The sequence below is a fragment of the Hydrogenobaculum acidophilum genome, assembly GCF_054656715.1.
Genome location: NZ_BAAHXP010000009.1, coordinates 1 through 17,358, shown reverse-complemented (window position 1 = coordinate 17,358; position 17,358 = coordinate 1). Strand labels below are relative to the sequence as shown.

General features: G+C 35.4%; 24 protein-coding genes. 14 read left to right on the top strand and 10 right to left on the bottom strand.

Features of this window, described 5'->3' with window-relative positions:
- Nucleotides 1-6: 6 nt before the first annotated feature.
- From hemC to ACYQZV_RS05865, 6 genes are all read right to left on the bottom strand, one after another.
- Nucleotides 7-864, bottom strand: a complete 858-nt coding sequence (hemC, locus tag ACYQZV_RS05890; protein ID WP_459894017.1) for a hydroxymethylbilane synthase — start codon at nt 862-864, stop codon at nt 7-9.
- On the bottom strand, nt 854-1,270 hold the full coding sequence (locus ACYQZV_RS05885; RefSeq protein WP_459894016.1) for a M67 family metallopeptidase: 417 nt from the start codon (nt 1,268-1,270) through the stop codon (nt 854-856). The genes hemC and ACYQZV_RS05885 overlap by 11 nt, the downstream gene beginning before the upstream one ends.
- The gene (gene lgt / locus ACYQZV_RS05880; protein WP_459894015.1) at nt 1,263-2,072 is read right to left on the bottom strand and encodes a prolipoprotein diacylglyceryl transferase; all 810 of its coding nucleotides are present in this window, start codon (nt 2,070-2,072) and stop codon (nt 1,263-1,265) included. The genes ACYQZV_RS05885 and lgt overlap by 8 nt, the downstream gene beginning before the upstream one ends.
- A gap of 46 nt (nt 2,073-2,118) precedes the next feature.
- Nucleotides 2,119-2,256 (bottom strand): hypothetical protein, encoded by a 138-nt coding sequence (locus ACYQZV_RS05875; RefSeq protein ID WP_459894014.1) that lies wholly within the window; start codon nt 2,254-2,256, stop codon nt 2,119-2,121.
- Between the two features lie 77 nt (nt 2,257-2,333).
- Entirely contained in the window at nt 2,334-4,433 is a 2,100-nt protein-coding gene (gene feoB, locus ACYQZV_RS05870; RefSeq protein WP_459894013.1) for a ferrous iron transport protein B, read from the bottom strand.
- A complete protein-coding gene (locus ACYQZV_RS05865) occupies nt 4,430-4,657 on the bottom strand; it encodes a FeoA family protein (protein WP_459894012.1) in 228 nt (75 codons plus the stop codon). The genes feoB and ACYQZV_RS05865 overlap by 4 nt, the downstream gene beginning before the upstream one ends.
- A 96-nt stretch (nt 4,658-4,753) precedes the next feature.
- On the opposite strand from ACYQZV_RS05865, the gene ACYQZV_RS05860 reads away from it, so the two are divergent.
- From ACYQZV_RS05860 to ACYQZV_RS05795, 14 genes are all read left to right on the top strand, one after another.
- Nucleotides 4,754-5,026: a hypothetical protein gene (locus ACYQZV_RS05860; protein ID WP_459894011.1), complete on the top strand. Its 273-nt coding sequence runs from the start codon at nt 4,754-4,756 to the stop codon at nt 5,024-5,026.
- A gap of 41 nt (nt 5,027-5,067) precedes the next feature.
- Nucleotides 5,068-6,036 carry a hydrogenase small subunit gene (locus tag ACYQZV_RS05855; protein WP_459894010.1) on the top strand — a complete coding sequence of 323 codons (969 nt, stop codon included), beginning with the start codon at nt 5,068-5,070 and terminating at the stop codon, nt 6,034-6,036.
- Nucleotides 6,036-6,899 (top strand): ROK family protein, encoded by an 864-nt coding sequence (locus ACYQZV_RS05850; protein WP_459894009.1) that lies wholly within the window; start codon nt 6,036-6,038, stop codon nt 6,897-6,899. Before ACYQZV_RS05855 ends, ACYQZV_RS05850 begins: the two co-directional genes overlap by 1 nt.
- Nucleotides 6,896-7,795: a glycosyltransferase family 9 protein gene (locus ACYQZV_RS05845; protein ID WP_459894008.1), complete on the top strand. Its 900-nt coding sequence runs from the start codon at nt 6,896-6,898 to the stop codon at nt 7,793-7,795. Before ACYQZV_RS05850 ends, ACYQZV_RS05845 begins: the two co-directional genes overlap by 4 nt.
- A complete protein-coding gene (locus ACYQZV_RS05840; RefSeq protein WP_459894007.1) occupies nt 7,792-8,058 on the top strand; it encodes a SemiSWEET family sugar transporter in 267 nt (88 codons plus the stop codon). Before ACYQZV_RS05845 ends, ACYQZV_RS05840 begins: the two co-directional genes overlap by 4 nt.
- 76 nt (nt 8,059-8,134) lie before the next feature.
- Complete coding sequence (locus ACYQZV_RS05835) at nt 8,135-9,094, top strand: ribonucleotide-diphosphate reductase subunit beta (RefSeq protein WP_459894006.1); 960 nt, start codon at nt 8,135-8,137, stop codon at nt 9,092-9,094.
- Entirely contained in the window at nt 9,095-9,967 is an 873-nt protein-coding gene (locus ACYQZV_RS05830) for a hypothetical protein (protein ID WP_459894005.1), read from the top strand.
- A 9-nt stretch (nt 9,968-9,976) separates the two neighbouring features.
- Nucleotides 9,977-11,041, top strand: coding sequence for a flavodoxin-dependent (E)-4-hydroxy-3-methylbut-2-enyl-diphosphate synthase (ispG, locus tag ACYQZV_RS05825; RefSeq protein WP_459894004.1), 1,065 nt, complete (start codon nt 9,977-9,979; stop codon nt 11,039-11,041).
- A 2-nt stretch (nt 11,042-11,043) separates the two neighbouring features.
- On the top strand, nt 11,044-11,253 hold the full coding sequence (gene hfq / locus ACYQZV_RS05820) for an RNA chaperone Hfq (protein ID WP_459894003.1): 210 nt from the start codon (nt 11,044-11,046) through the stop codon (nt 11,251-11,253).
- On the top strand, nt 11,250-12,362 hold the full coding sequence (gene hflX / locus ACYQZV_RS05815) for a GTPase HflX (protein ID WP_459894002.1): 1,113 nt from the start codon (nt 11,250-11,252) through the stop codon (nt 12,360-12,362). The genes hfq and hflX overlap by 4 nt, the downstream gene beginning before the upstream one ends.
- A complete protein-coding gene (locus ACYQZV_RS05810; RefSeq protein WP_459894001.1) occupies nt 12,355-13,164 on the top strand; it encodes a hypothetical protein in 810 nt (269 codons plus the stop codon). Before hflX ends, ACYQZV_RS05810 begins: the two co-directional genes overlap by 8 nt.
- A 7-nt stretch (nt 13,165-13,171) precedes the next feature.
- On the top strand, nt 13,172-13,720 hold the full coding sequence (locus ACYQZV_RS05805; protein ID WP_459894000.1) for an aldo/keto reductase: 549 nt from the start codon (nt 13,172-13,174) through the stop codon (nt 13,718-13,720).
- Nucleotides 13,721-14,197 (top strand): aldo-keto reductase family protein, encoded by a 477-nt coding sequence (locus tag ACYQZV_RS05800; protein WP_459893999.1) that lies wholly within the window; start codon nt 13,721-13,723, stop codon nt 14,195-14,197.
- On the top strand, nt 14,190-15,272 hold the full coding sequence (locus ACYQZV_RS05795) for a type II secretion system F family protein (RefSeq protein ID WP_459893998.1): 1,083 nt from the start codon (nt 14,190-14,192) through the stop codon (nt 15,270-15,272). The genes ACYQZV_RS05800 and ACYQZV_RS05795 overlap by 8 nt, the downstream gene beginning before the upstream one ends.
- Here ACYQZV_RS05795 and ACYQZV_RS05790 read toward each other — a convergent pair.
- Genes ACYQZV_RS05790 through gpmA form a run of 4 tightly spaced genes read right to left on the bottom strand, consistent with a single transcriptional unit; the run spans nt 15,269 to nt 17,325 of the window.
- Nucleotides 15,269-16,195: an RluA family pseudouridine synthase gene (locus ACYQZV_RS05790; RefSeq protein WP_459893997.1), complete on the bottom strand. Its 927-nt coding sequence runs from the start codon at nt 16,193-16,195 to the stop codon at nt 15,269-15,271. The two genes, ACYQZV_RS05795 and ACYQZV_RS05790, sit on opposite strands and share 4 nt — an antisense overlap.
- Nucleotides 16,170-16,337, bottom strand: a complete 168-nt coding sequence (locus ACYQZV_RS05785) for a hypothetical protein (protein ID WP_459893996.1) — start codon at nt 16,335-16,337, stop codon at nt 16,170-16,172. Before ACYQZV_RS05785 ends, ACYQZV_RS05790 begins: the two co-directional genes overlap by 26 nt.
- Entirely contained in the window at nt 16,334-16,585 is a 252-nt protein-coding gene (locus ACYQZV_RS05780; RefSeq protein ID WP_459893995.1) for a hypothetical protein, read from the bottom strand. Before ACYQZV_RS05780 ends, ACYQZV_RS05785 begins: the two co-directional genes overlap by 4 nt.
- Nucleotides 16,582-17,325, bottom strand: a complete 744-nt coding sequence (gpmA, locus tag ACYQZV_RS05775; protein ID WP_459893994.1) for a 2,3-diphosphoglycerate-dependent phosphoglycerate mutase — start codon at nt 17,323-17,325, stop codon at nt 16,582-16,584. Before gpmA ends, ACYQZV_RS05780 begins: the two co-directional genes overlap by 4 nt.
- Nucleotides 17,326-17,358: the final 33 nt, after the last annotated feature.

Here is a 17,358-nt window from a genome sequence, read left to right as displayed (position 1 = left end):
TATACACTACAAAAGATTTTTTGCTAATTCTTTTCCAAGTTTTATCGGGTCTTTACCTTCTAATGTAAGCTCTCTGTAATCTTGGCCATCTTCTTTGGCTATAAAACCTCTTATTTTTATCCCCTCTTTTGTGAGGGTTGCGTGTGCCCCCATAGGTATTTGACAGCTTCCTTCCACGGTTTCCAAGAAAGAACGCTCTGCCAAAGCGCATATGTAAGTGGGTTCGTGATTTATCTTTTTTAAAATGTTTGAAACTTCTTTGTTGGAGGCTTTGTATTCAATGGCTATTATGCCTTGTCCTACCGCTGGTATGAAATCAAGATGCTCTGTTATAACCTGAGTCATACCAAGTCTTTTAAGACCAGCGCTTGCAAGGATTATAGCATCGTACAAACCTTCTTCTAACTTTCTTAGCCTTGTATCTACGTTGCCTCTTAAATCTTCTATGATAATGTCTTTTTTTCTTTGTAAAAGCTGGACTTTCCTTCTTATAGAAGACGTGCCTATTTTTTTATCTGGTGGTAAATCTTTTAGACTTTTGTGAGTTTTGCTTATAAAAGCATCTCTTGGGTCTTCTCTTTCTAAGAAAACATCTACTACAAGCCCTTCTGGTATAATAGCTGGTACATCTTTTAAAGAATGGACGGCAAAATCTATCTCTTTTTCTAAAAGGGCGTTTTCTATCTCTTTTACAAAAAGCCCCTTTCCACCGATGTTGGCAAGTGGGACATCTAGGATTTTATCCCCAGTGGTGGTGATAAGGACAAGCTCTACCTCTAAACCAAGACCTTCAAGCTTTGATTTTACAAACTCCGATTGCCAAAGGGCTAACTTGCTTTTTCTTGTGCCTAATCTAAGCTTCAACGATTATTTTTTCCTCCACCATCTTTTTGTTTAAAAGCTCAAAACTTCTAAAAGAAACAGCTTTTCCTTTCTGGACAGAAACTATTATGTAAGATAAGTATTCAAAGGCTCTTTCTTCATCGGTTTTTGAAGCCATGTCTGGATGGTCTGGATGCGAATGATATATCCCTACTATTTGAAGACCTTTTTTATCTGCGTAGTCTTCTGCTTTCATATAATCTTTTGGGTCTATTTCATATCTATCGTTTTTTCTTTCTTTGTTGGCGTTTTTTACTTCTAAAAGCTCGTAAACCACCCTTATACCATTTTCTTCTTTTCCTATCATGATACCGCAGGTCTCATAAGGATAGTCTCTTTCAGCTTGAGATTTAAGCTTTTCTAAAAGCTCTTTTTTTATCTTAAGCATGTTTTTCTTGAGGCTTTTTGTGCAATATAAACCAAAGAACGACAGAGCCAATCATCATACCTATACAAACTATTTGATTCCAGGTAAGTCCAATACCAGGGATAGGTGGTGTTACGCCTCTGTAAAACTCCTCTATAAATCTAAAAAGCCCAGCGAAGAAAAGATAAAATACAAAAACCTCACCGTCAAACTTTTTCTTATAGAAAAGAATTATAGCTCCTACAAATATAAAAAGGTTAAAGATAAGGTCCATAAGCTCTGTAGGATAAAGGGGCACATGAGGAGGTGCTATAGCCCCTTCTGGAAAAACCATGTAAAAGTATGGAAACTTTGACATAAAATGAATACCCACGTTCAAATTGCTAACTCCAGATACTTCTTTACCATAACAACAGCCTGCCGATGTACAACCAACCCTACCTATGGCTTGGCCTATGGGAAGCGCTATGGCTGCTATATCTCCTATTTTGAAAGGGTCTAAGTTGTAATACTTTATCATAGCTAATATTGTAATGATACCACCTATTAGCCCTCCAAACCAATCAAGCCCTCCTTGCCATATCTCAAATGGGCTAAAAAAGCTTGTCATCTGGTTGTGATGCTCTATAACATAAGCGAGTCTTGCCCCTAGAATCGCCCCTATAATACCAAACAAGAAGATATTTTCTATCTTGTGAGATTCTATACCTTCTTTTTTTGCAAAGAATATAGATAAAAGATATCCTGCTATCATGGCAATAGATGCCATTACACCGTATGTGTAAACCTTAAATCCAAACAAATCAAACAATATAGGATGCATATAAATATTATAACCTCAACAAATGATTTTTGTATGAATTGCTAAACTATGTGTATGTATCTTTGATGTTGTTCTCTTCCCACCAAGGATTAAATCTATAAAACACCTCTTCTACATCCATACCAATATTGTACGATATTATCGTATAAATATCGTATAAAAGCCACCTAATGGCATTTATCACACTTTTTAGCCTTTGGTCTTCGGTTTTTGATAAGATAAAAAATACCCAAACCTAAAAGGAATATTACGAAAAGCCAGTCAAAAAACATGTAGCACCATGCTTAGCCTATATATTGCAAAGGCCACTGCCCATCCCAAAACAAAGCTGTAAAGTAGGAAAATCACTGCAAATCTTGTGCCAAACTCTGATTTTAAAATAGATACGGTGGCGATACAAGAGGTGTACAAAAGCACAAACACCATAAAAGATAGCGCTCCGTACGGGCTTAGGCTTTTTCTAATCTCTTTTGTGATGCCTGATGAGCTTGATTCTTGGGTGAATACGTTTGAAAAACCAGGTGATACAAAAGAAAGTGCTGTATTTTTAATGGCTTCTTCTAAAGATATAATCTGCTCTTTGAAAGATTTTTTTATATCAAAATTGGTGTAATCTTCTTTTTCTTTTGCAGAAGCTGAGTATATGGTACCCATAGAGCTTATTATGATTTCTCTGGCCAAAAAAGCTGGTACCAAAGAAGTTGTAGCCCTCCAATCCTCTATACCTATTGGTTTAAATATGTATACCAAAGCACTTCCTATCTTGCCAGCTACCGTATCTTTTATGTTGGTGTTTGGCGGTATATTTAGAAAAGCCCATACTACTACGGTAGAAGCGAATATAAAGGTGCCAGCTCTTTTTAGAAAACCTTTAAGTTCCACATAGGCTATGTTTAAGACTATCTTTAAAGGCGGTTTTCTATAGGGTGGTAGCTCTAATATCATGGGTAATTCTTCGGCTTTTGGCAAGAGCTTATTCATAACTACGGCAGTTATTACACTAAAAAATATCCCAAGAAGGTATAAAAATAGTATTATAGGAGCAGGGTTTTTAAAAAATATTGCACCAAAAAAAGCAAACACTACAAACCTAGCTGGACAGCTTGTGAAAGGTATCATAGCAGCCACTATAAGCTTTGAGCGTCTATCCTCTAATATTTTAAGCGCCATAATAGCTGGCACGTTGCAACCAAAACCAAGCATAAAAGGAAGTATGCCTCTGCCGTCTATGCCAAATTTAGATACAAACCTATCAAATATTATGGGTACCCTTGGAAGATAACCAGACATTTCTAACGTAGAAAGCCCTAAAAAAAGCGCTCCCACCAAAGGGGCAAAGCTTACTACAAAGCCAACGCCGTCTAACACTGCCCCAGCTATAAAACTTTTTACTATGGATGGGGCTTTTGGCAAAAGTTTATAAACCAAAGGATGTAAAAAAGCGCTTTCAAAATTACCAATCCAATTTGATATAGGATAGCTTACATCAAAAGATAACTTAAACATTAGGTACATCACACCTACAAATATCAAAAGCCCAAAAACAGGATGTAAAGCAAATTTATCTAGCACCTCTGTTAACTCTATGTCATTTTTAAAGTTTCTTTTTACTACGTTAGAGCTTATAAAGTGGGCAACTCCGTATATATCTTTTTTTAGTATATCGTATACGTTTTCTTTCAAATCGTTTTCTAATTTTGATATTATTTCGTTGCAACAATCACATGGAAATATCCTTTCTAAAGCCTTTATTGCAAAAAATCTTTGGGGTATTTTTTTATCAACAGGTACTGCGCAAGAAGATAGTATATCTTGAATGGCTTTTTCGGTCGTTTCAGAGTACCTTAAAGGTTTAGGTATTATGTTTTTCTCGTAGGCTTTTATGATACTTTCTAAAAGCTTTTCTTTTAAATCCTCTTTTGTACCTATTGAGCTTATTACATCTACGCCTATTAAATCTGACATTTTTTTAGTGTCTATATCTATGCCTAGCTTTAAAGCTTCATCCCACATGTTTAATACGATTACCATTGGAAGCCTTAGTTCTATAAGTTCTGCCGTAAGTATTAAAGAGCGCTCTAAGTTTGTGGCTTCTATGATGTTTATTATTACGTCTGGTGGATGATTTGCAAGAAAATTCGTAGTAACAGCTACATCTTCTGATGTATAGTCTAAAGAATAAGTGCCTGGTAAATCTATAATATGAAATTCGTAGTCTTTGTAAACCAAAGAAGCTTCTGTTTTTCTTACGGTGACTCCTGGCCAATTTCCCACTTTTAGAGAGGTTTTTGCTATGTTGTTTATAATGGTAGATTTTCCTACATTTGGATTGCCGACAAAGGCCACCTCTACATTTTTCATTCTACTTCAACCTTGTCTGCAAGGCAGTTGCATATAGATATTCTTGAATTATAAATTTTTAAAAGCGTATTTCTATCGTCTTTTCTTAATACCTTTACGCTGGCCCCTGGTATTATGCCCATGCTTATTAATTTTCTTTTCCACCCCGGATTTTCATTCCTACCGTTTATGATGTAGCCCTTTATATTTACTTCTTTGTCTATTGGTACTTCTATTAGTTTCATAGATTTTAATATGAAATCTCAATTTTATTTATTCAATGATTAGTATCATACCACTTAAAGACCAAAACCTTACCTTATTGATAAGGAGGTTTATATATGAACATATCAAATGCTATGTTGAATCTAAGTGCTTTGCAAAACAATGTTCAGTCTCAACCAAAAGCCCAGCCCACTGGGATGGTAGACGGTATATTGCCCTTTGGTCTTTTTATGGGAGAACCAGTGTCACCTGCCGAAAAATCAAAACAAGAAAACCCACAAGCCACCACCGGTATAAACTCCTTTGAATCAGCCCTTTATAACTTTATGAACAACATGATAACCCAAAGCGTGCAAAATACCCAAAACAATAGTTTGAACAACTTTTAATCGCTTTATTTTTTGTTGGCTTTTATTGATATAATAAAAATATGGAAAGCTATTTGGATTATCTTGGAAAGAGGGGCGTAAAGTATAGGGAGTTTATAAGCTTTTCTACGAAAATAAGCGGTCTTCTTGGTCTAAATCCTAATGAAATAGACGATATTTTAAAAGCTCTAAAACAAAAGCCTAGGATACCGGTCTTGTGGTTTCATGGGCTTGAATGCACTTGCTGTTCTGAATCTCTTATGAGAAGCTCATCTCCAGTGTTTAGCGATATAGCTTCTTTGATATCTTTAGAGTACGACGATTTAATATCGGCTTCTTGTGGTGAAAATCTCTTAAATTATAAAAATAAGATAATAAAAGAGCACAAAGACAACTATATATTGGCGGTAGAAGGAAGTATTACGGAATTTGAAGAGGGGGCTTGTTGTATGGTGGGAGGAAAAACGTTTAACGAGGAGCTTTTAGAAGCTGCCGAATACGCTAAGTTCATAGTAGCGTGGGGTTCTTGTGCGTCCTTTGGGTGTGTGCAAGCGGCATATCCAAACCCTACTAAATCAAGCTCTGTAGATAAGATTATAAAAGATAAACCTATTGTTAAAATCCCCGGTTGTCCACCCATTCCAGAGGTAATGGCAGCTCTTATAGTATATGTGCTTTTAAAAGAAGAACTGCCACCTTTAGACAGCAAACTAAGACCAAAGATGTTTTACGGTATGACAATACACGATGCTTGCTATAGAAAAAGCTTTTACAATGTAGGTAAGTTTGCAGAGCGCTTTGATGACGAAGGAGCAAAGCTTGGATATTGTCTTTACAAACTTGGTTGCAAAGGTCCAAGCACTTACAACGCCTGCAGCTCTTTAGGTTGGTACAACGGATTATCTTTTCCAATAAAATCTGGGCATGGTTGCATAGGTTGCTCTCAAGAGGGCTTTTGGGATAAAGCTATGTATAAAGAAGAGGCTCCAATAACATCAACCTCCCAAAATTTTGATATCTTTGATTTCTGATGATACTATCTTTGGACGTAGGGGCTACACACGTAAAATCTGGGATTGTAAAAGACGCCCACGTAGAAAATAGGCTTGATTACGAGACTCCAAAAGATTTTGAAGAGTTTTTAAAGCTTTTAGAAAAAATAATATCTAATTACGATGATATAAAAATACTTTCTATGGCTATAGCAGGTCAAGTGGATATGAAAGCTGGTATTTTAAAGCATGCTCCAAACTTAGGCTGGAAAGACATAGATGTTAAGAGTATTGTTAAAGATAGGCTAAAAAAGGATTTAATACTTATAAACGACGTAAGGGCAATAACTTACGGAGAATATGCCTACGGAGGGCTTAAAGGTGTAGAAAACGGTATATGCATATTTGTGGGTACCGGCATAGGAGGAGGTGTAATAATAGATAATGAGCTTAGGCTTGGGTGTCATTCTAACTTAGGGGAAATAGGGCATATGAAGTTAAAACCAAATGGGCTTAAATGCACCTGCGGCAAAAGAGGATGCTTTGAAGCTTACGCTGGGGGGCTATCTTTAGAAAAGTATTTAAAAAGGTTAGGTTATGATAAAAGCCTAAAAGATTTGACAAACGAAAGAGAATCCAACGTTGCTAAAAAGGTGTTTGATAGGTTTACGCTTTATATGTCTTACGGACTTGCTAGCTTGATAAACGTTTTTAACCCATGTAAGATAGTCCTTGGAGGTGGCGTAATGATGGGTTTTAGCTTTTTGTTTGAAGAGATAAAGAACAAAGCTCTTGAGCTTGCCATAAACCCAAGTGTTTCAAATATAAAAATAGAACTTACAACCCTTGGCAACGATGCTGGTATACTTGGAGCTTACGCCTTTGCTTTGAAAATCTCATGAGAGTGTTGTTTTTAGTCCTTCATAAAAGTTACGGAGACCTTCTTTACAACGCTTTGCTTTTTAAAGCTATAAAGCTTTATAACAAAAGTGCCGTAGTGGAGGTTTTTACTACAAAACAAGGTTTAGAGCTTTTCCAAAAAAACCCTTACATAGATTTTATGGATGATAAAGTTTCCTCTTTCAAAAAAGAATACGATTTTTTAATAGATACGTCTTTTAAAGGTGTATCCTATTTTTATAGTTTTATCCTAAAAGCCCAAAACAAAGTAGCTTTATACAAAAAAGACAAGGAAAGGTTTTTATCTTTTATATACAATAGCATTGCACCTTTTCATTCAAAATCCGATGAAATTAAAAACACTCTTCAGATACTAACACCTGTTTTAGGAAAAGAGATTTATATAGAACCCTATTTTTGGATTTTCAAGGAAAACCCTTTAAAAGGTAAAAACTATGTAGTAATATCACCAACGGCACCTGTACTCACAAAAGTCCCAGATATAGAAATTTTTAACTTGGTTGCAAGCTTTGTACATTCAAAGGGTTATGAAGTGGTTTTTACATATCCAAAAAAAGAAGAGTTTTACATAAAAAGAAAACTTGATTTTGCTACATATATATCAACGGACATCCACACTTTTGCAAGCATTGTAAAAGACGCCAAAGCCCTTATATCCTGTGAAACATTTAGTTATCATCTTGCTACATTTTTAAACGTCCCTTCTTTGGTGCTTTTAGGAGCTTACCCTATGTGGAAGATATCTTCTTTGCAAGATTTTGTAAGCCTAAACTTAGATTGTCAATACTGCGGCTCTAAAGTCTGTAAAAGGAAAGATAGAGCTTGTCTAAACATAAACCCTCAAGATGTTATACTAAAAACCCAAAAACTTTTATGAAAATAAATATCGTAGAACTTATAGGTTTCGTAGCGGGCATTCTGACAACATCTGGTTACATCCCTCAAATTTATACCGTAATAAAACACAAAAACGCCAGAGGTTTGTCAGGGCTTTTTCTCTTAATAATGGGTATTGGTATAAGCTTATGGCTTTTGTATGGAATAGCTAAAGATTCTTTGGCTCTAATATTTGCAAATGCTTTTAGCCTTTTTTGTATATTGGTTTTAGGCTTTTACAAAATAAGAGATTTTTATCATTGAAAATTACTAAAAAATCATTGACAAGCTTTTATGATATACTATTTTTAATGGTATATTTGATTTTTTGGAGGTTTATATGAGTTATAATACAGCTATTGAGAACGATTCCAACGTGAGCTTAAGAGCTTGTCAGTCTTATACTTATAAGCTTGATAGCGTTGTTTACCCTGAGATTTTAAATCTTTATACAAAAGCCAAAAACAACTATTGGATACCGGAAGAGTACGACCTTGCCAACGATAAACATGAGTTTTATGAAAAGCTAAACGATATAGAGCGTCATTACATGCTTTACACCGTTGGATTTTTCTCCTCGGCGGAAGGTTGGGTGGGCCAAAACATATTGGAAATTTCAAAAAGGTTGAGAAACACAGAAACTCGTATGTTTTTAGGTTATCAGTTGATGGAGGAGATGAAGCATATAGATACGTTTAGGTATATAATGGATGGACTTGACCTAAAGCCAGGTGAAGTTTATGCGATGCACGAAAATGTTAAAGAGATAAAAAGAAAAGCAGATTTTGAAGTGAAGCGCGCCATGAGTCTTTGCGAAGAACCCACCGAAGAAAATCTAATAGAGGATATATTTGTTTATTACGCAATATTAGAGGGGTTGTTTTTCTTCAGTGGTTTTGTGACACCTTTAGCATTTGGAAGAAGAGGGGTGCTAAAGAATGTTGCTGCTTTGGTAAGATGGATTTTAAAAGATGAAACCAGACATTTGGCTTTTGGTATGTACCTTTTAAATGAGCTTTTAAAAGATAAAAATAGAAACGATTATAAGGACAAGTTTAGGGTTCTTATGGAAGAGGCAGTAGATATAGAAACCGAATATGCAAGAGTAGCTATGCCAGAGAAGATAATAGGTTTGTCTTTTGAAACATATACTGCTTATGTAAAGTATCTTGCAGATAGAAGAATGAGGTCGTTGGGTTACGAGGCTATCTACGGACAAAAGAATCCAATGAAATGGCTTACTACTCAAACGGATTTACCAGACCTTACAAACTTCTTTGAGGCAAAAGTGGACTATTAGATGATAAGAAACCTTCTTACAAACATTTATGTTACATCTAGATTGCTTGTAAGTTTAGGGGCTATTGCAGCTGCTTTTTTTGTGCCTTCCTTTCATGTAAGGGCTATTATAATCACGCTCACGTTTATATATTTTAGCTTAGCCCTTTTATCTTACAACAAGCTAAAGCTCGGTCACTATATAAATAAATATCTTGATATTTTTTACTTTGCAGGATATTTTTACTTTGCAAGCATATATACTTATCCGTTGTCCCTTGTTAGTATAGCTCTTTTCTCACCGAGACAATCAAAGGTATCTTCTTTGTTGACGGTAGAAGCCTTAGCTTTTGATGTTTACAAAGCCCATCAAAATATACCGTTTATGTTTTTCTTGGGAAGTTTACAGGTCGGAACGCTTGTAGCTTCTATGTGCCCTGATATAGTAGCGGCTTTAAAAAAAGAGCATCACAAAATTGCAAACTTAAGAACAGCTTACAAAGATATGCTTAAGCACATTAGCAATTGGGAAAAATATCAGATACAGTATCAAGAATCGAAGTTTGTCTTAGAAAAAGCCTTAGAATCCAAAAGTTTAGAGCAATTTCTTGAGGCTGTAAAAAATAGATTTGATTTGATAGATATATCTATAGAAAAAATTGACAACGTATTAAATTATGAAGTCAAAAGAGACAACAAGGGCGGTTTTCTACACATAAGCTTGCCAAAAGAAGGCTTTAGTCTCATTTTTAGTGTTGAATTTTCAAATCCCATGGACCTTTACAACGATAACCTGATATTGACCCTTGAATATACGGCTGGAATATGTAGTTTATACTATATGGATAAGGCTTCTCAAAAGACGGTGCTATGGGCAAACCACGAAGTAGCTTAGAACGTTGTTATGATAAAAAGGCGTAAAACAAGAGAAATTACGTTGGGAACCCTAAAAATAGGGGGAGAAAATCCTATAGTAGTTCAATCTATGACATCCACAAAAACTCATGACCTAGATTCTACATTAGCTCAAATAGATAGACTTATAAAAGCTGGTTGTGAAGCTATAAGGGTAGCAGTACCATCAAAAGAAGATGCAGAGGCTTTAAAAGAGATAGTGAGATACTCATCTGTTCCCATAATAGCAGATATACATTTTGTACCTTACATGGCTTTTTTGGCTATGGATGCTGGGGCTCACGGTATAAGGATTAATCCTGGCAATATAAACAAAAAAGAGATAGTGAGAGACATCGTTTTAGAAGCAAAGAGAAAAAATATATGTGTAAGGCTCGGGGTAAACTCAGGTTCTTTGGAAAAACATCTTCTTGAAAAGTATGGATATCCCAGCGCTGAAGCTTTAGCAGAGAGCGCTCTAAACTGGTCTTCGTTTTTTGAGTCTTTGGGTTTTTACAATTTTAAAGTATCTATAAAAGGTTCTGATGTTTTGCAAAATACACTTGCCAACGAAATATTTGCAGAAAAAACCGATATACCTCTTCATATAGGTATTACAGAGGCTGGTATGGGAACCCAGGGTATGGTAAAATCTTCTGTGGGGCTTGGAATACTTTTTTATAAAGGCATAGGAGATACCATAAGAGTTTCTTTAACCGATGAGCCTGAAAAGGAAGTGGAAGTAGCCTATGAAATCTTAAAAAGCCTGGGTCTTAAAAAGAGAGGCATAGACATCGTTTCTTGCCCTACATGTGGGAGGATAGAGGTAAATTTACCGGATGTGGTTAGAAAAGTGCAAGAAGCTCTAAAGGATAAAGATTTATCCATAAAGGTGGCTATAATGGGTTGCGCTGTAAACGCTATAGGGGAGGCTTCTCATGCGGATGTAGGTCTTGCTTGTATGAAAGGCGGAGCTCTTTTGTTTAAAGATGGTAAAATCCTAAAAAAGGTAAGCGAGGAGAACATGGTATCAGAGCTTTTAGAAACTATAGAAAAGTATTATCAGGAGGTATAAAGATGACAGAAAATTTGCAGGATAAAATCTTGGAGGACGCAAAAGAGAAGGGAATCGATGTGGTTATATATCTCACAAGAGGCAATAGGATAACTGGCAAAGTGCTAGACCAAGACAAGTATACGGTGCTTGTTAAATCAGATACCGGTACAAGTTTAATATATAAGCACGCTATAAGCACGGTAGTTATAGAAGAGGCATCTCAAAGTTGATAAAGGCTATATCTGTAGGGTTGCAGCATAGAAACCAAACAAGAGAGCAGGTTTTAGAGTCTTTAGAGGAATTGGAGGGATTGATAGATGCAATAGGTGGTAAAAGCATCGGATACCTTGTAAAACGCAAGGATTTTCCAGATGCTTCAACCCTTGTAGGCGTCTCTTACCTAAACCTTATAAAGGAGCTTGTAGAGGGCACTGGTTCAAACGCTGTGGTATTTGATGAGTTTTTAACCCCTTCTCAGGTAAGAAATATAGAAGCTATCTTGGGAGTTGATGTCTTAGATAGGGCAAACGTAGTCTTTGAGATTTTCATGAAAAGAGCAAAAACCCAACAGGCCAAACTACAAATAGAGCTTGCAAAATTAACCTATGAACTTCCAAGGCTTTACGGTGTTGGGGCAAAGCTTTCAAGGCAAAGCGGTAAAATGGGTACCAGAGGTCCCGGTGAGCAGCTTGTAGAAATAAAAAGAAGGGCTATTCAAAAGCGCATTCACAAAATAAGGGAAGAGATAGAGCAAATAAAAAAGCACCACAAAGAACAAAGAAAAAATAGATTTAAAACGAACAATCTAAAAGTAGCGTTGGTAGGTTATACAAATGCGGGAAAATCCTCTTTAATGAAAGCTCTCACCAAAAAAGATGTTTTTATAAGCGATATGCTTTTTGCCACTCTTGACACAAAAGTGGGTACAGGGTTTGTGGATGGAGAGAAGATATTTATTACAGACACTGTAGGTTTTATAGATAGGCTTCCGCCAGAGCTTGTGGAATCTTTCAAAACTACGCTAGAAGAGGTGGTGCTTGCAGACCTTCTTCTTTTTGTGGTTGACATATCTGACAACAGATGGCTACACAAGATAAACACCGTAGAAAAGATATTGCAAGATATAGGTGCTCATGAAAAGCCCGTACTTTATGTGTTTAACAAAATTGATAAAATAGTAAGTAGCAAAGAACAGATTGCTCTTTTTGAAAAAAGCTTTTTCTTTGAAAAGCCTTACATTTTTGTGTCTAGCGAGAGAGATTGGAATGTTGACGCTTTGTTAGAGCGTATGAAATCATACTACAAATCTCATATTAACTTAACTTATATATATGCATAATTTAGAGTTTCAACAAAGGACTATAGAAAGTATATTTTTAGAAGTGTTGGATGATTTGTCCAAAAAAGAAGTGCTTCTTATGATACTTTGCTATATTCAGCTTGTAAGAAGAGAAAATAGCTTTGAGGTACCTCTTTCTGATTTGGTAAGATGCTCTGAAAAGCCCCATAAACATATAAAGGGAGACTGGCGAGATGTTATGATGGAACTTGACATATTTTATATCACAGAGGATGATAGGCTTTACGAGGGAAAAGATATATTCAAATTACAAGATATTTCTCAAGCTTTTGTTAGTATAGCAAACGTATATAAACCAGATTTTAACAACATATCAAACCTAATAGCAAAATATTGGAATATAGTAAGCAGGCTTTCTTCTTTTGCGGATGATACCCTATCTGAGAAAAAGGTTTCTACTGTGGTACTTCTTTTCAACGAACAACTTTACAAAGAATGTATACTCTACTCCAACATGCTACGAGAAAGAAGTTTTTCTTCCAAAGAAAAGACGTTTTTTGATGGTATCATAGATGCTTGCTTTTCTATGGAATTTTACCAAAAAGACCTTTTAGACAGAGCAAAAGATTACGCAAAAAGCACTTCTGAAAAACTAAGCGTTGTGGAAAATTTCTACGGTCTAAACTTAAAAGATTTCATAAAAAAGTTGGATTTATTTTTTAAAAAGCCTCAAAAACAAAAATTGAAAGAGATACCAAAGATACACACCATAAAGCATTACAAAAAACCAAATATCTTTTCAAGATTCTTCTTAAAGCTAAAAACTTTTTTCGGGTTATAATAACTAAATGATTTACAAAGAATTTTTAGGAATGAAACTTTCAGAGATAGGGATTGGCACATACTTGGGGGAACTCGATGAAATAACCGATAAAGCCTATGAAGAGGCAATAAAATTTGGTTATGAAAATGGTATAAATGTAGTAGATACCGCTCTAAACTATCGTTATATGAAAAGCGAAAGAGTCATAGATAGGGTTTTAAAAGATATAAAAAGGGAAGAACTTATAGTATCTACAAAAGGTGGATATGTGCCATACGATATAGAAAGTGGCATTGACCCAAAGGATTACTTTTACGACATATTTGTATATCCTGGTATCATAGACGAGAAAAAGCTCACCCAAAACTGGCACTACATGGATAAAAAGTTTATAGATTGGTGTTTTAATAAAAGCCTACAAAATCTAAATACATCTTATATAGATGTATATTTTCTACACAACGTAGAGGAGCAACTCCTTTACAAAGATAGAAAGGAGTTTTATGAAACCCTTCGCTCTTGTTTTGAGCTTTTAGAAGAAAAAGTAGCAAAAAAAGAACTAAGATACTACTGAGTGGCTACTTGGAGTGGATTTAGGATATCTAGAGCTTCAAAACAACACCTAGATTTGCAAGAGATAGTTGATATAGCTAATTCTATTTCAAAGGACCATCATTTTAAATTTATACAACTTCCTTACAACATAGGTATGTCTGAGGCTTTTACTGTAAAAAACCAAGTGATATCAAACGAATACAAAACTATTTTAGAAGCTGCCAAAGAGCTGAATATTTACGTCTACACAAGCGCTTCTATATACCAAGGGCAAGTGATAGGTAGAATACCAAAAGAGCTAAAAGAATACTTCGGTCTTGATAAGGATATACATGTAGCTTTGCAGTTTGTAAGAAGTGCGCCGGGAGTGGGTACTATGCTTGTGGGCACCAAAAACAAAGAGCATCTGAAGGAGAACCTTGAGATTGAAGATGTACCACCTATGGATTTTGAAAAGTATATAAACCTATTTAGTATGTATAGAAAGAATGCCTGAGCTTAGGTATACTTTGCCTAGTTTTAGCTTTGAGGTTTTTAAAAAAGAACTTGAAGCAAGGCTTTTATCTAAAAAAGATATTGCATTTTCTCTAAAACAGCTTTACGAACTCATAAACTCTGGCACAAATTTATACACAGCCATTGATATAGTGTCTGATTTACAGGATAAACCTATCTTAAAAGCTTTATACGCCGATATAAAAAAAGATATAGAGATGGGAAAGCCCCTTCATGTAGCTTTTTCCAAAAAACCGCTTCCCAACATACTTTCAAATATGCTTTACGCTGCCGAGACTTCAGAAAACCTTGAAAATGTTTTTAAAACTGTGGGTGATTTTTTGGAGAGCATGGACAGCTACAAATCAAAGATTTTATCAAAAGCTGTTTATCCAAGCGTTGTGACGCTCTTTAGTATACTGGCGGTGTTTATATCTGTAAACTACGTCTTGCCAAGAATAGAAGAAGTTCTTAAAAGTTTTAACGCCAAACTGCCCACTATTACCGTTTTTCTTATTTACTTTGCAAAGTTTATTACGATTTTGCTGTATATAAGCCCAATACTTTTCATATTTTTTGTTTTTAAAGAAAAAATATTTTCAAAAGAGAAGATAGATGAGTTTTATCTTAAAATCCCAATACTTGGAAGTCTCATATTATACTTTGAGCTTTCAAAGTTTTTATACGCTATGAGTCTCATGCTTGGTTCTAGCTCATCTATAGGCATTTCTATAAGGGTTTCTTTGCAAACCGTTGAAAATACTTTTGTAAAACAAAAACTCTCTTCTATAGAGCAAGATATTTACAACGGTGTTAGTGTCTCTAGTGCTCTTTCAAAGACCGGGCTTTTTAAAAAAAGCGTTTTATCTGTAATAAAAAATGGTGAATACATAGGAGATTTGAAGCAAGCTTTAAGTACCTCTTACAAAATTTACGAACAACTTTTGGATAAGACTATAAACCTTTTTGTGTCTAGTTTAGAGCCCTTGGCTACTTTGATAGTGGGTGTTTTGGTGAGCGTGGTAGTGCTTTCTATAATGCTTCCTATTGTAGACATTGCATCTTCCGTACACTAGCCTTCCAAGTGTTTTAAAGCGTCTTTGAAATAATCTGGCATATCTATCTCAAAATCCATTGGTTTTTGGCTTTTAGGATGAAGAAAGCTAAGCTTGTAAGCCACTAGCAAAAACCTTTCACCTACTATATTTTCAAGGGTTTTATCAAAATAAGAATGCTTATAGCCATAAAGGGTATCCCCTATTATAGGATGTCCTATGTAAGACATGTGGACTCTTATTTGATGAGTCCTTCCGGTATATATTTTTATATCTAAAAGACTTGCGTTTTTTAAAGGTTTTTCTAAATAATATTTTGTAATGCTTTCTTTTCCCTCTGGTGCTACTTCAAACTTTAACCGGTTGGTGGGATGTCTTCTTATTAGGGTTTCTATGGTTTGCTCTTTAAACCTTGGTATACCGTATACTATAGCCTTATACCTTTTATCTATCTCCCTATTTTTAAACATAGATGACAATGTTTGGTGGCTAGTATCGTTTTTTGCTATAACCATAATCCCGTGAGTATATCTATCTAATCTATGTACTATCCCCGGTCTTTCTATACCACCTATTACAGATAAGTTTCCAAATTTAGAAAGAAGAGCGTTTACTAGGGTGTTTTCATCGTGCCCTGGGCCTGTGTGAGAAGGCATGCCAGAGGGTTTTACCACCACTGCCAAATCTTTGTCTTCGTAAAGTATTTCTATAGGTATATCTTGAGCTTTTACATCAAGCTTTTTTGGTGCTGGTATTTCAAATTCTACTACATCATTTTCAAAGACTTTTTTTGAGCTTTTGAAAACCCTTTCACCGTTTATTAAAACGCCGTTTTCTTTAATTATCTTTTTTATATACTCTCTTGATATATCTTCATACATTTTTGAGATTAAAGTATCTATGCGTTCGTTTGCTATATCAGGGGTTATCTTTATCTTTGGCATCCTTTTTTATTTTAATCTCTATATCTTTTGGTGTTTCTTGAAGTTTTAGGGCTTTTATAAAACCAACTATAGTGCTTTCTAAAGCTCTTGATGGAAAATCTTTAAGGGTTATGGTTTTACCGTTTATCTTTAGCTCTATCATGATATTTCTTCTTTTTTGGCAGCTATGCTAAGAAGCTGAAGCTGTTCTTTTAAAACGTTTAGGGATTGTATTGTCATAAAAAATCCGTGTTCTACGTTTAATATAGCTTTTGCAAAGTTTGGGCTTTCATCTTCTAAAAGTCTTAATTCTCTAAAAAGCCTATAAAACTCATCTATCTCTGTACCGCATTCCAAGAGCTTTTTTAAAACCTCTTTTGACAGTTCAACGGCTTCTGGTTTGGTATTCATGCTTTTGTTTGGTTTGCCACAGATTCTATGGCTTTTTTGAGGGTCTCTTCATCTGCTAAATATCTTTTGTTTTTAATGTTTAAATGCTCGTCTAACACGTAGACCAAAGGTATGCCGGTGGGTATGTTTAATTTTACTATCTCTTGTTCAGATAGGTTTTCCAAATACTTTACTATTGCTCTAAGGGAGTTTCCATGGGCGGCTACAAGCACACATCCTCTTTGGAAAAGGGTAGGCGCTATAAAATCTTGAAAATATGGAAGCGTTCTTATAAGCGTATCTTTCAAAGACTCTGAGGATGGTAAATCTTGGCATCGTATGTGTTTATACCTTGGGTCGTTGCAAGGATGGTTTGGGTCGTCTTTGGAAAGGGGCGGTGGTGGGACATCGTAGCTCCTTCTCCATATGTTTACTTGTTCTTCTCCGTGGATTTTTACCATTTCTTTTTTGTTTAGACCCTGAAGCGCTCCGTAGTGCCTTTCGTTTAGTCTCCAGCTTTTAAAAACATCTATATAGTGAAGATTCATTGTATCAAGGGCTATGTTTAATGTGTTTATGGCTCTTCTAAGATAGGAGGTAAATGCGGCTTTTGGCAATATACCTGCTTCAAACATAGCCTCACCAGCTTTCTTAGCTTCTTCTTTGCCTTGCTCACTCAAATCCACATCTATCCAGCCGGTAAATTTGTTCTCCAGATTCCAAAGGCTCTGTCCATGTCTTAAAAGTATAAGTGTATACATGATAATATTATAATATGTATTTTTAAAGGTTTA

Bases quoted from the DNA above. Each gene is read 5' to 3' on its own strand.
- ACYQZV_RS05885 (WP_459894016.1), bottom strand. From the start codon at position 1,270: ATGCTTAAGATAAAAAAAGAGCTTTTAGAAAAGCTTAAATCTCAAGCT.
- lgt (WP_459894015.1), bottom strand. From the start codon at position 2,072: ATGCATCCTATATTGTTTGATTTGTTTGGATTTAAGGTTTACACATAC.
- feoB (WP_459894013.1), bottom strand. From the start codon at position 4,433: ATGAAAAATGTAGAGGTGGCCTTTGTCGGCAATCCAAATGTAGGAAAA.
- ACYQZV_RS05865 (WP_459894012.1), bottom strand. From the start codon at position 4,657: ATGAAACTAATAGAAGTACCAATAGACAAAGAAGTAAATATAAAGGGC.
- ACYQZV_RS05860 (WP_459894011.1), top strand. From the start codon at position 4,754: ATGAACATATCAAATGCTATGTTGAATCTAAGTGCTTTGCAAAACAAT.
- ACYQZV_RS05855 (WP_459894010.1), top strand. From the start codon at position 5,068: ATGGAAAGCTATTTGGATTATCTTGGAAAGAGGGGCGTAAAGTATAGG.
- ACYQZV_RS05850 (WP_459894009.1), top strand. From the start codon at position 6,036: ATGATACTATCTTTGGACGTAGGGGCTACACACGTAAAATCTGGGATT.
- ACYQZV_RS05845 (WP_459894008.1), top strand. From the start codon at position 6,896: ATGAGAGTGTTGTTTTTAGTCCTTCATAAAAGTTACGGAGACCTTCTT.
- ACYQZV_RS05840 (WP_459894007.1), top strand. From the start codon at position 7,792: ATGAAAATAAATATCGTAGAACTTATAGGTTTCGTAGCGGGCATTCTG.
- ACYQZV_RS05835 (WP_459894006.1), top strand. From the start codon at position 8,135: ATGAGTTATAATACAGCTATTGAGAACGATTCCAACGTGAGCTTAAGA.
- ACYQZV_RS05830 (WP_459894005.1), top strand. From the start codon at position 9,095: ATGATAAGAAACCTTCTTACAAACATTTATGTTACATCTAGATTGCTT.
- ispG (WP_459894004.1), top strand. From the start codon at position 9,977: ATGATAAAAAGGCGTAAAACAAGAGAAATTACGTTGGGAACCCTAAAA.
- hfq (WP_459894003.1), top strand. From the start codon at position 11,044: ATGACAGAAAATTTGCAGGATAAAATCTTGGAGGACGCAAAAGAGAAG.
- ACYQZV_RS05810 (WP_459894001.1), top strand. From the start codon at position 12,355: ATGCATAATTTAGAGTTTCAACAAAGGACTATAGAAAGTATATTTTTA.
- ACYQZV_RS05805 (WP_459894000.1), top strand. From the start codon at position 13,172: ATGATTTACAAAGAATTTTTAGGAATGAAACTTTCAGAGATAGGGATT.
- ACYQZV_RS05795 (WP_459893998.1), top strand. From the start codon at position 14,190: ATGCCTGAGCTTAGGTATACTTTGCCTAGTTTTAGCTTTGAGGTTTTT.
- ACYQZV_RS05790 (WP_459893997.1), bottom strand. From the start codon at position 16,195: ATGCCAAAGATAAAGATAACCCCTGATATAGCAAACGAACGCATAGAT.
- ACYQZV_RS05785 (WP_459893996.1), bottom strand. From the start codon at position 16,337: ATGATAGAGCTAAAGATAAACGGTAAAACCATAACCCTTAAAGATTTT.
- ACYQZV_RS05780 (WP_459893995.1), bottom strand. From the start codon at position 16,585: ATGAATACCAAACCAGAAGCCGTTGAACTGTCAAAAGAGGTTTTAAAA.
- gpmA (WP_459893994.1), bottom strand. From the start codon at position 17,325: ATGTATACACTTATACTTTTAAGACATGGACAGAGCCTTTGGAATCTG.